This window comes from Brevundimonas sp. CURTG3B2_SDJG, assembly GCF_057364705.1.
The window spans coordinates 1-11,407 of record NZ_JBNFOJ010000075.1 but is presented as its reverse complement, the minus strand read 5'-3'; the positions used below and the strand labels follow the sequence as shown (position 1 = coordinate 11,407).

14 protein-coding genes and 1 pseudogene are annotated in these 11,407 nt (G+C 69.5%); 7 read left to right on the top strand and 8 right to left on the bottom strand.

Annotation, left to right across the window (positions count from 1 at the left end; all coding sequences use genetic code 11):
- Positions 1-87 precede the first annotated feature (87 nt).
- From AC2W7C_RS07065 to AC2W7C_RS07045, 5 genes are all read right to left on the bottom strand, one after another.
- A complete protein-coding gene (locus AC2W7C_RS07065) occupies positions 88-459 on the bottom strand; it encodes a hypothetical protein (RefSeq protein WP_486000803.1) in 372 nt (123 codons plus the stop codon).
- Positions 460-527: 68 nt separating this feature from the next.
- Entirely contained in the window at positions 528-2,441 is a 1,914-nt protein-coding gene (gene dxs, locus AC2W7C_RS07060; protein WP_486000802.1) for a 1-deoxy-D-xylulose-5-phosphate synthase, read from the bottom strand.
- 118 nt (positions 2,442-2,559) lie between these two features.
- On the bottom strand, positions 2,560-3,459 hold the full coding sequence (locus AC2W7C_RS07055) for a polyprenyl synthetase family protein (RefSeq protein WP_486000804.1): 900 nt from the start codon (positions 3,457-3,459) through the stop codon (positions 2,560-2,562).
- 5 nt (positions 3,460-3,464) lie between these two features.
- Positions 3,465-3,827: a tRNA-binding protein gene (locus AC2W7C_RS07050; RefSeq protein ID WP_486000801.1), complete on the bottom strand. Its 363-nt coding sequence runs from the start codon at positions 3,825-3,827 to the stop codon at positions 3,465-3,467.
- Entirely contained in the window at positions 3,827-4,072 is a 246-nt protein-coding gene (locus AC2W7C_RS07045) for an exodeoxyribonuclease VII small subunit (protein WP_486000800.1), read from the bottom strand. Before AC2W7C_RS07045 ends, AC2W7C_RS07050 begins: the two co-directional genes overlap by 1 nt.
- Before the next feature lie 129 nt (positions 4,073-4,201).
- Between AC2W7C_RS07045 and AC2W7C_RS07040 the strand changes: the two genes are divergently transcribed.
- Positions 4,202-5,116 (top strand): hypothetical protein, encoded by a 915-nt coding sequence (locus AC2W7C_RS07040; RefSeq protein WP_486000799.1) that lies wholly within the window; start codon positions 4,202-4,204, stop codon positions 5,114-5,116.
- Between the two features lie 55 nt (positions 5,117-5,171).
- Entirely contained in the window at positions 5,172-5,534 is a 363-nt protein-coding gene (locus tag AC2W7C_RS07035; protein ID WP_486000798.1) for a hypothetical protein, read from the top strand.
- Here the strand turns inward: AC2W7C_RS07035 and AC2W7C_RS07030 are convergent.
- Genes AC2W7C_RS07030 through AC2W7C_RS07020 form a run of 3 tightly spaced genes read right to left on the bottom strand, consistent with a single transcriptional unit; the run spans position 5,531 to position 7,664 of the window.
- Entirely contained in the window at positions 5,531-6,154 is a 624-nt protein-coding gene (locus AC2W7C_RS07030) for a peptidylprolyl isomerase (RefSeq protein WP_486000797.1), read from the bottom strand. The genes AC2W7C_RS07035 and AC2W7C_RS07030 overlap by 4 nt on opposite strands.
- A 13-nt stretch (positions 6,155-6,167) precedes the next feature.
- Positions 6,168-6,821: a histidine phosphatase family protein gene (locus AC2W7C_RS07025; protein WP_486000796.1), complete on the bottom strand. Its 654-nt coding sequence runs from the start codon at positions 6,819-6,821 to the stop codon at positions 6,168-6,170.
- Between the two features lie 36 nt (positions 6,822-6,857).
- On the bottom strand, positions 6,858-7,664 hold the full coding sequence (locus AC2W7C_RS07020; RefSeq protein WP_486000795.1) for a histone deacetylase family protein: 807 nt from the start codon (positions 7,662-7,664) through the stop codon (positions 6,858-6,860).
- A gap of 195 nt (positions 7,665-7,859) precedes the next feature.
- Here AC2W7C_RS07020 and AC2W7C_RS07015 point away from each other — a divergent pair, with 195 nt between their 5' ends.
- From AC2W7C_RS07015 to AC2W7C_RS06995, 5 genes and pseudogenes are all read left to right on the top strand, one after another.
- Positions 7,860-8,387, top strand: coding sequence for a GNAT family N-acetyltransferase (locus AC2W7C_RS07015; RefSeq protein WP_486000794.1), 528 nt, complete (start codon positions 7,860-7,862; stop codon positions 8,385-8,387).
- A gap of 47 nt (positions 8,388-8,434) precedes the next feature.
- Positions 8,435-9,097: a hypothetical protein gene (locus tag AC2W7C_RS07010; RefSeq protein ID WP_486000793.1), complete on the top strand. Its 663-nt coding sequence runs from the start codon at positions 8,435-8,437 to the stop codon at positions 9,095-9,097.
- Positions 9,098-9,137: 40 nt separating this feature from the next.
- On the top strand, positions 9,138-9,863 hold the full coding sequence (locus AC2W7C_RS07005; protein ID WP_486000792.1) for a DUF72 domain-containing protein: 726 nt from the start codon (positions 9,138-9,140) through the stop codon (positions 9,861-9,863).
- 12 nt (positions 9,864-9,875) lie between these two features.
- The gene (locus AC2W7C_RS07000; RefSeq protein WP_486000791.1) at positions 9,876-11,054 is read left to right on the top strand and encodes a vWA domain-containing protein; all 1,179 of its coding nucleotides are present in this window, start codon (positions 9,876-9,878) and stop codon (positions 11,052-11,054) included.
- A 30-nt stretch (positions 11,055-11,084) separates the two neighbouring features.
- Positions 11,085-11,407 (top strand): annotated as a pseudogene (locus AC2W7C_RS06995) (hypothetical protein); the annotation flags it as partial.

Here is an 11,407-nt window from a genome sequence, read left to right as displayed (position 1 = left end):
CGCCCCTCGGGGCGCGGCCGAGGCCGGCTGGGGGCGAAGCCGCCTCCGAAGCCTGAGCGCCGCAACGCAGGCCGGTGTACAGGCCGTTCAGATAGTACCAACGGTGCTGGACGGCGCGCTCGCGGGCCTCCCGGCGCTCGCGCTCGGCCGCGTCAGCACATCGGCTCCCGCGATGGCCAGGCCCGCGCCAGGGACCAGCAAGGCGGCGCCTGAGCGCGCCACGCCGCCCAGAGCGCCGAACACCCCGCCGCCCTGGGAACCGCCCATGGTGGCGCTGAGCTGAGCCGCCTCGTCCGAGATCTGGACGCAGGTCATGGCCACGTCGGTTTCCCGGAAGATCTGGAGTTCAGACGGGGCGCGTCCTGGGGCCGCGGGAGCCGGGGGCGCGGCGTCCTGGGCTGCGACGGGCGCGGCCAGCAAGGCCGGGCCGGCGATCAGGATGAGGGAGAAGCGTCTCACGGGGACCTCCGATCCGCCCACCCGTCCATAGCAGAACGGATGCGGCGGCTTCAGGTTGCCCCGGAGGTCTAGGCCCTGGCCGCGCGGCTTCGGGCCTGTACGCCGAGCGCCTGAAGCGCGGCGGCGGCGATATGCTCGGCGTTCAGCCCGGCCTGGGCGTACTGGGCCGCCGGACTGTCCTGATCCTGGAAGATGTCGGGCAGATGCAGGGTGCGGATCTTCAGGCCGGCGTCGAGCGCGCCCTTTTCGGCCAGCATCTGCAGCACGAAGCCTCCGAAGCCGCCCATGGCTCCCTCTTCCACGGTGATCAGGGCCTCGTGCTCGCGGGCCAGGCGCAGGATCAGGTCTTCGTCCAGCGGCTTGGCGAAGCGGGCGTCCACGACGGTGGCCGAGACGCCCTTGGCCGCCAGGGCGTCGGCGGCCTTCAGCGTCTCCTGCAGACGCGTGCCCAGGGACAGCAGGGCCACGGCCGTGCCTTCGCGGACCACCCGGCCCTTGCCGATCTCCAGCGGGGCGGCGAGGTCGGGGATGTCGACGCCGACGCCGTCGCCGCGGGGATAGCGGAACGCCGAGGGGCGATCGTCGATCTCCAGGCTGGTGGCGATCATGGCGGCCAGTTCGGCTTCGTCCGAGGCGGCCATCAGGACCATGCCCGGCAGGGCGCCCATGTAGCCGATGTCGAAGGAACCGGCGTGGGTCGAGCCGTCCGCGCCGACCAGGCCCGCGCGGTCCATGGCGAAGCGCACCGGTAGGGACTGGATGGCCACGTCGTGGACGACCTGGTCGTAGCCGCGCTGGAGGAAGGTCGAATAGATGGCGCAGACCGGCTTCATGCCGTCGGCGGCCAGGCCGGCGGCGAAGGTGACGGCGTGCTGCTCGGCGATGCCGACGTCGTAGGTCCGGTCCGGGAAGGCGGCGCCGAACAGGTCCAGACCCGTTCCACTGGGCATGGCGGCGGTGATGGCGACGATGGAGGGGTCGCGCTCGGCCCGCTTGATCAGCTCGGTCCCGAACACCTTGGTGTAGCTGGGCGCGTTGGAGACCGGCTTGGACTGCTTGCCCGAGACGACGTCGAACTTGACCACGGCGTGGAGTTTGTCGGCGCTGCTTTCGGCCGGGGCGTAGCCCTTGCCCTTCTGCGTCACGACGTGGACCAGCACGGGACGATCCGTGATGGCGGCGGCGTTCTTCAGGATGGGCACCAGGTTGTCCATGTCGTGCCCGTCGATGGGGCCGACGTAGTAGAAGCCCAGTTCCTCGAAGAAGGTGCCCCCGACGACCATGCCGCGGGCATATTCCTCGGCCTTGCGGGCGGCGTTCTTGAACGGGCGCGGCAGGTGTTCGACGAATTTCTTGCCGATGTTGCGGACCTGGCGGTAGGCGCCGCCCGAGACCTGGCGGGCCAGGTAGGCGCTCATACCGCCGACGGGCGGGGCGATCGACATGTCGTTGTCGTTGAGGATGACCATCAGCTGGCCATGGGTCGCCTCGGCCGCATTGTTCATCGCCTCATAGGCCATGCCGGCCGAGATCGAGCCGTCGCCGATGACGGCTACGACCCGGTTGTTCTCGCCCTTCTGATCCCGAGCGGCGGCGAAGCCGAGGGCGGCGCTGATCGAGGTCGAGGCGTGGGCGGCGCCGAAGGGGTCGTATTCGCTCTCGCTGCGCTTGGTGAAGCCCGACAGGCCTCCGCCCTGGCGCAGGGTGCGGATGCGGTCCCGGCGGCCCGTCAGGATCTTGTGCGGATAGCACTGGTGGCCGACGTCCCAGATCAGGATATCCCGGGGCGTCTCGAACACATGGTGCAGGGCCACCGTCAACTCGACCACGCCCAGGCCCGCGCCCAGATGGCCGCCGGTGACCGAAACGGCGTCGATGGTCTCGGTCCGCAACTCGTCGGCCAGCTGCTTCAGCTGAGGGAGGTCGAAGCCCCGCATGTCGGCGGGCAGCTTGACCTGATCGAGAAGGGGGGTGTCGGGCATGCGGGCGGTTCGTACCTAAGCCTTTGGTCTTCCAACACGCTGTAGCGCATTTCGCTGCGGGCCGGATCGATCCGATTTGTAAAATCGATGCACGACCGATGCAGGGGTCAGTCCCCTATCAGGACCTGCGCTTCAGCACAAAGTCCACACTGGCCTTGAGGATTTCGGCGTCCGAGCCGAAGACGTCCAGGTGGGCGCGGGCCTGATCAGCCAGATGCGCGACCCTGTGCCGCGCCGCCTCGACGCCCAGCAGGGTGACGAAATTGGTCTTGCCCTGGGCGTGATCCTTGCGGGCGGCCTTGCCCAGGATGTCCTCGTCGCCCTCGACGTCCAGCAGGTCGTCGACGATCTGATAGGCCAGCCCGATGTCGTGGGCGAAGCTGGTCAGGGCCTGACGGTGGATCTCGCGGGCGTGGGCGATGATCAGCGGGATCTCGAAGGCGTAGGTGAACAGGGCGCCGGTCTTCAACCGCTGCATGCGGGCCACGCCGCCCAGGTCGTCCCGGACGCCCAGCAGGTCGATCATCTGGCCGCCGGCCATGCCGCGCGCGCCGGACGCCATGGACAGACGGGCGGCGAGCTCGCAGCGGACGGCGGGATCCTCGTGGGTGTCGGGGTGCAGGACGATGTCGAAGGCGGCGGTCTGCAGCGCGTCGCCGGCCAGGATGGCGGTCGCCTCGTCATAGGCGCGGTGCAAGGTGGGACGGCCCCGGCGCATGTCGTCGTCGTCCATGGCCGGCAGGTCGTCGTGGACCAGGCTGTAGGCGTGGACGCACTCCAGGGCGCAGGCGGCGCGCAGGACAGGCCGCTCCTCGATGTCGAAGAGGGTGGCGGCTTCCAGCGCGAAGAAGGGGCGCAGCCGCTTGCCGGGACCCAGCGCGGCGTAGCGCATGGCCTCGGTCAGGCGGGACTCTGGTCCGTCCGCCCGCGGCAGCAGCTCGTCCAGGGCCACGGTGACGAGGTCGGCGACCTCGGCGACGCGGTCGACGACATCCTGCTCGGGCGAGTTGGCGGCCAGAACGTTCAGAACAGCCTCCCGCCCACGGGGACCTCGCGGTCGACCCCGATCAGGACCACGGCGCCGTCCTTGTCCGGGAACCCCAGGGTCAGGACTTCGGACCGGATCGGGCCGATCTGGCGCGGCGGGAAGTTGACCACGGCGGCGACCTTGCGGCCGACCAGTTCATCCAGGGTGTAGTGGACGGTGATCTGGGCCGAGGACTTCTTGACGCCGATCACGGGGCCGAAATCGATGGTGAGCTTGTAGGCGGGCTTGCGGGCCTCGGGGAACGGCTCGGCCTTCAGCACCTGGCCGACGCGGACGTCGACCTTCAGGAAGTCGTCGACCCCGATCTGTGGAGCGACGGCGTCTTCGGCGGAGGACATCACTCGAACCCGGCGGGCTCGGCGCCCTTCGCCTGGCCGTCGGGGCCGACGACGATCTTCTCGACCCGCAGCTGAGCCGCCTTGAGCCGGGCCTCGCAATGGGCCTTCAGGCGTGCGCCCTCCTCGTACAGGGCGATCGATTCTTCGAGGGGCGCCTGGCCGGACTCGAGCTTCTGAACGATCTGCTCCAGGCGCTGCAACGCGTCTTCGAAGCTGAGGTCGGCCGGGATCGGAGAGTCGGACATGGAGGTTCCACAGATGAACCCCTTCCTTAGTCAGTGCGCCGAACGGCGGCAATCCGCTGCGGCCCCGTTCCGCATACCCCCGTTCCGGGATACACACGTCTGAGTTCAGGGCTTGGAAGGGGTGCGATCATGGGGAGAGTTCTCCTTGTTGCAGGCTTGTGCGCCGGAATGGCCGCCTGCGCCTCGGTCCCGCGCGAGCAGGCCGCGCAGCTGGCCAGGAGCGGCGCCGAGGCGTCCGAGGCGGCGGCCCTGGAGGTGCGCGACCTGTCGGGGCGCCTGGACCGGCAGGAGGAGCTGACGGTGTTCACCGCGACCTGGGAGACCTGCGTCGAACTGAGCGATCCGGCCGAGTGCGAGCCGGTCGAGCAAGGCGACGCCAACGCCCGCGAGGTCGACAGGCTGATCACGGCGATCAACCTGCGCGCCGACGCCCTGACTGCGCTCGCCGACGCCTATCGCGCGCTGGGCGTCGAGGCGGAGTACGACGCCGAAGGGGCGATGGAGACGGTGGTCGGGCGTCTGACCACGAGCGTCAACACCTATGCGAATCTGATCCAGCCGGGCTCCGGGAGCCTGATCAGCGCCCCGGTCGGCGGCCTGATCAGCCAGGGCGCGGGCCTGCTGGCGCGGGACCGCCAGCGGGCGCGGCTGAGCACCGGCAGCGTCCGCATCCGCGAGGCGGTGACCCTCTTGCGCCAGTCGCTGTCGGCCGAAGCCCGCCTGTTCAACAGCCTGTCGGGCGCCTTCGCCGAGCAGGAAGGCGCGGCGGTGCAGGCGTTGTACGAGGCCAATCTGATCGCCCGGGCGCCGCTGCTGGCGCCGATGGCGAAGGACCTGGGCGTCGAGTTGACGCCCTCCGCCGAGGGGATTCTGGCGACAAACCCCAGCGCGCGGGGGCCGCCATGGCCTATCTGCAAGGACAGGCCAACGATCGCGTGCGCCTTCAACGCCTGCGCTATGACGCCATCGTGCGGACGCTGGCCAAGCTGGAGGCGGCGCACGGCGACTTCGAGAGAACCGGCAGCCCCGACGTCGCGGACCTGAACCGGGCCGTCGCCGAGATCAGCGCCCTGACCCCCGAAGCCCAGGAGCCGGCCCGATGAGCAGCCATGAAGAGCGTTTCGCCCTGGCGGCGCAGGCCTATTCCGACGCGTGGCGGAACCGCAAGGCGGACCGCAAGGCGTGCGGCGGCGACGCGGTGAAGTTGAAGGCGGTGAACGACAATCTGGAGGGCCTTCACACCCAGATGCTGCGCGCCGCCAGCGCCTGGCTGGCCGAGACGGGCCCCGACGTCGAGGCGGCGTTCGAGGCCGCGAAGACCGCCAAGGACGCGGTGGACAAGGCGCGCGCCGACGCGGTGGCGATCACCGCCCGGCTGGCGGCGTTCGCCGATCTGCTGGATGGCGTGAAGACGTTGATCGAGAAGGCCAAGAAAGCGCCGGAAGACGACGGCCCGCCCTAGGGCGCGACGGCTTCGACGCGACGGACGCGGACGATCTCGACGCGGGGATCGAGCATCTGGCCGCGCATGTGACCGTCGCCCTCGGTCGCGGACTTAGGGGCCTCCATAATCCGGCGCACAACGTCCATGCCCTCGACCACGCGGCCGAAGACCGCGAAGCCGGGATCGTCAGGCCGGGAGCGCCCGGCGTCCAGCGAGGTCACGTCGCCGACGATGATGAAGAAATCGCCCGTCGCCGTACCGGGGTCGAAGCGCGCCATCGACAGGGCGCCGTCGACATGGCGGAGGCCGGTCTGGCTGGTGGGTTCATGGGCGATGGGCGACAGAACCCGGTCCGGCGCGTTGCTGGTCCCGCCCTGGATCAGACCGGAGCCGGGCGTCAGCACCATGCCGCGATAGAAGGTCGTACCGTCGAAGCGGCCCTCGTCGACATAGCGCAGGAAGTTGGCCGAGGTGATCGGCGCGCGCGGATCGGTCTCGGCGAGAATGGTCCCGGCGGAGGTCTCGATCGCCACGCGGACGGGGTGGGCCGCGTCCGCGACAGGAGCCGCATCCTGGGCCAAAGCCGATCCGGCCGCGACTAGCGAGAGCAGACAGACAAGCAGGGACCGCCGGATCATCGTCCCCTCCGCGTCAGCGCTTCTCGTAGCGGCGCTGGGACCAGTAGCGGAAGCCCTGGTTATGGACGAGCTTCCAGCCGTCGGCCTTCAGGCGTCGGCCGACCATGTGGTTGAAATAGCCGTGGGCGAGGACCAGGACGTCCTGGCCCGATTCGGCGCGGCCGATCAGGACCTGGGCGGCCTTCTCGGCGCGGGCCTCGGCCTCGCGGCGAGTCTCCTGGCCTTCGTGATGGTTGAAGGCGTGCCACCAGAAGCGGGCCACCGCGCCCCAGTATTTGGGCGGCAGCTTGAACCAGGCGGGGAAGTGCGGCGGGGGCAGCGGCGCCTCGATGAACAGGGCGTCGGTCATGACTTCCTTGCCGGCGGCGGCGGCGGCGGCGGTCTCCTGTGCGCGCGGCCGGGTCGAGGCGTAGATGGCGCCGGCGCCTTCCGCCGTTGCGACCAGCTCGGGCGGCGGGGTCTGGCCGGCGCGCAGGCCGCCGACCTCGTACCTGGCCCACCAGTCCCGGTACTGGTCGGAGGTGAGCAGGCATTTGCGCGACAGGGCCGGCTCGCCGTGGCGCGCCAGGACGATGGCGCCGGGGCGAACGGACACCAGGGCCGCGGGTCGGGGAATCGGGCGCGGCGCGAATTGATCGATGACGGGTTCTCGGGCGGGGGCTGACATGCGTTTCGGGACGGAAAGTTCAATACGATCCGGCCTTTAGTCCTCCCCCAGAGCCTGGACATGGGCGGCCGCGGAACGGCCCAGCCCTTCTAGGTCGTAACCGCCCTCGAGCGATGAGACAACCTTGCCGCCACAGCACGATCTCGCGACCTCGACGACCGCCCGGGTCGCCCAGGCGAAATCCTCCGCCTCCAGGCTCTGGTGGGCGAGCGGATCGCGGCGGTGGGCGTCGAATCCGGCGGAGATCAGGATCAGGTCCGGATTGAAGACCTGGAGCGCTGGCATCAGCCGATCGCAGAAGGTGGCGCGCCAGGCCTCCCGAGCGGCATGGGGCGGGACAGGCGCATTGACGATGTTGCCGACGCCGGTCTCGGACGCCGCGCCGGTGCCGGGGTACAGCGGCGACTGATGGATGGAGCCCAGGAACAGACGGTCGTCGGCCTCGAAGGCGGCCTGGGTGCCGTTGCCGTGGTGAACGTCGAAGTCGATCACCGCGACGCGAGTCAGGCCCTCCGCCTGGGCGACGCGAGCCGCCACCGCGACGTTGGAGAACAGGCAGAAGCCCATCGCCCGCTCCGGCTCGGCGTGATGGCCGGGCGGACGGACAGCGGCGAACGCGCGGACCGCCTCGCCGTTCGCGACCGTGCGGACGGCATCGATCACCGCGCCGGCGGCCAGGCGCGCGGCGCGCACGCTGCCCGGCGACAGGACGGTGTCCGCGTCTAGCGCCGCCAATCCTTCGCTCGGGCGAGGCGTCAGGATGCGCCGGACGTAGGCGGCGGGGTGCAGGCGCTCCAGATCGGCGACCGAGACCTCGGTCGCCGCCCGGCGGTCTCGCGCCAAGCCGCGTCGTCCAGGGCGGCAAGCACCGCCCGCAGTCGTTCGGGCCGTTCGGGATGGCCGACGCCGGGCTGGTGGGACAGCATGTCGGGATGGGTGAACAGAGCCGCGCTCATTGTCCCAGACTAGGCCGGGTTCACATCAAACACTCGCGGAAAATGGTTGAGCGAAAGGCGGGGATGGGCTGAAAGCGAAGCCATGAGCGACGTCGTCATCCGCACCCCCACCGAGGCCGACGCGGCGGCCCTCGCGCGGTTGGGACAGGAGACCTTCATCGACACCTTCGTGAAGGGCTTCTCCATCCCCTACCCGGCCGACGACCTGGCCGCCTACCTGGCGACCAGCTTCAGCGAAGCGGCGACGCTCGAGAAGCTGAAGGAGCCCGGCGGTCGATGGTGGGTGGCCGAGCGTGACGGCGAACTGCTGGCCTTCGCCAACGCTGGCCCCAACGGCCTGCCCCATCCCGATGCCCGGCGCAGCCACGCGGAGTTGCGGCGGCTGTACGTGTCAAAGGCGGCGCAGGGCCTGGGCCTGGGGACACGGCTGCTCGCCCTGGCGCTGGACTGGATGGAGGCGAACAGCGACGGCCCGCTATGGATCGGAGTCTGGAGCGGCAATGTGAAGGCGCAGAAGCTGTACGCCGCCCATGGCTTCGAGAAGGCGGGAGAGTATGAATACCCCGTCGGCGCCTGGCGGGACCACGAGTTCATTCTGAGACGCGGATAGACGTTCGCCCCCAACCGTGGCTTGATCGGCCCGAACGGGGGAAGATCATGCTCGCCGAATGGATTCTCGCCGCGACGCTGACGATCGCGCCGGCCGCCGCGGCCCAGGACGAGGCATCGACCGCTACGGCCGAGGAGATCGCCGAGGCCCGGACGCGCGCCGACCGGCTGATCGCCGACGCAGGGGCCGAGGGCGTCTTCGTCAACGCCACTCGGGACGACGGGCTGGCGCGGGTCAGGCACGTCGCCAGCGGCATGGTTTGCGGCTTCGAGGGCGGGCCGGAGGATCGGATCCACATCTTTCCGACCGAGGCCGCAGGAATCTCCCGGGGCGACGATGTCGGCTGCATCTCGCGCGACGAAGCGCTGGACATCGATCTGACGATCTACGCGACCCGCTATCGCCCGATGCCCAGCGCGGTCGCCGTCCTCGCGGACGCCGGCCGTGCGATCGTGGCGCGCTGGCCGGACGCGGAACCCTATAGCGCCGGCTTGCCGTCGATGAGTTTGGAGGGCCAGGAGCCATCGTCCCTTGCGGCCTACAAGGTCCGGGTCGGCGACGCCTGGAAGCTGACCCTCGCCCTAGTGTCACACCGCGACGAATGGGGATTCAAGGCCCGCGCCACGGGACCCTACGAGGAGCCGGCCGTGGTGGCGCTGTACGCCGGCGTCCTGTTCGAGGCCGCGCTGGTCGAGCGTTCGAAACCCTGATCGTCGCGGAACCGCGGACCGTCCCGCCGGTTGCCCGCCCATGCATACCGTCAGGATCGGCACCTCCGGCTGGGCGTACAAGGACTGGAACGGCCCCTTCTATCCGGAGGAGGTGAAGGCGGCGGGCCGTCTGGCCTACATCTCGCGGCGCTTCCCGACGCTGGAGATCAACGCCAGCTTCTACCGCATGCCGACGGACAAGGCCGTGGCCGGCTGGCGCGCGCAGACGCCGGAGGACTTCCTGTTCGCCTGGAAGGCCTCGCGGTTCATCACCCACAACAAGAAGCTGCGCGAGCCGACGGACAGCCTGGCTTACATGTTCGAACGGGCCCAGGGCCTGGGTCCGAAACTGGGGCCGATCCTGTTCCAGCTGCCGCCGAGTCTACACCGGGACGACACTCGGCTGGAGGATTTTCTGGATGCCCTCCCCGCGGGCCGCCGCTACAGCGTCGAGTTCCGGCATCCGGGCTGGTACGATGACGCGGTCCTGGAGATGCTACGGCGGCGGAACGTCGCTCTGTGCATTTCGGACCATCACCACGCGCCGGCGCCGTGGGAGGCCACGGCGGACTTCGTCTATATGCGCGGACACGGGCCGGGCGGGCGCTATCACGGCCGCTACGGCGTGGCGGCGCTGAGAAGGTGGGCCGAAGCGATCCGCGGATGGCGCGGACAGCGGGACGTGGTGGCCTATTTCGACAATGACATCAAAAGCGCCGCGCCCAAGGACGCCGAACAGCTGATTGGGCTGCTGGAGAAGGCCTGATAGGCTGACGTCATGCTGCTCCCCTTCTTCACCGCCCTGCGCGACGCGAAAGTGCCCGTGTCGATGAAGGAATGGCTCCATCTGATGGAAGCCATGGACAAGAATGTCGCCGGCCGGAAGGTCGATGACTTCTACCACCTGTCGCGGGCGGTCCTGGTCAAGGACGAGAAGCACTACGACCGCTTCGACCAGGTGTTCGGCAAGGTCTTCGCCGGGGTCGAGACGGTCGGCGCCGGCGAAGACCTGACCACGGACATCCCCGAGGACTGGCTGCGGCTGCTAACCGAGAAATACCTGACCGACGAGGAGAAGGCCCAGATCGAGGCGCTGGGCGGCTTCGACAAGCTGATGGAGACGCTGAAGCAGCGCCTGGAGGAGCAGCAGGGCCGGCACGAGGGCGGCAACCGCTGGATCGGCACCGGCGGGACCAGCCCCTTCGGTCACGGCGGCTACAATCCGGAGGGCGTTCGCATCGGCGGGCCCGGCAAGCACGGCCGGGCCGTGAAGGTGTGGGAAAAGCGCGAGTACCGGAACCTGGACGACCAGGTCGAGCTGGGCACGCGCAACATCAAGGTGGCGCTGCGCCGCCTGCGCCGGTTCGCGCGCCAGGGCGCGGCCGACGAGCTGGACATGGACGCCACCATCGACGGCACAGCGCGCCAGGGCTGGCTGGACATTCATATGCGCCCGGAACGCCGCAACACGATCAAGGTGCTGCTGTTTCTGGACATCGGCGGTTCGATGGATGCCCATGTGAAGATGTGCGAGGAGCTGTTCTCGGCGGCCAAGACCGAGTTCAAGCACCTGGAATTCTTCTACTTCCACAATTGCCTCTACGAGGGCGTCTGGAAGGACAACCGCCGCCGTCACGCCGAGAAGACCCCGACCTGGGACGTGTTGAACAAGTACCCGGGCGACTGGCGCGCGATCTTCGTCGGGGATGCGACGATGAGCCCCTATGAGGTGACCATGCCCGGCGGTTCGGTCGAGCACTGGAACGAGGAGGCCGGAGCGGTCTGGCTGAAACGGGCGACGCAGCAGTGGGACAAGGCGGCCTGGCTCAATCCTTCGCCGGAGCGGTACTGGAGCTATTCGCCGTCGGTAGGGATCATCCGCGAACTGGTGGACGAGCGCATGTATCCCCTGACCCTGGAAGGCCTGGAGAAGGCGATGCGGGCCCTGGCGAAATAGACTAGGCTGTTTCCGGTTTCGGAGGTTCTCATGCTCGCCGCCGCTCTCGTCTCCGCCCTCGTGCTGCAACAAGCTTCACCCGCCGCAGGGCCGGCGGTCTGGAGCACGCCGGCGCAGGAACCGGTCGTCGCCGCTCCCGCCGCCCCGCCTCCCACGATCCCCGACTGGGCGCGCGCCGATCCCTACGGCTACGAGCGGTCCGAATGCAGCCCGATCCTCCGGCGAGCCGACGAGACGATGGAGATCTGCCAAGCCCGCGTCCGGGCGGCGCTGGCGGCCAATCTGGGTTCCGCCCTGCCCTCGGGCCTGGCCAGCGGCGATGCGGCGCAGAACTGCCGGCAGGAGGCGGCCGG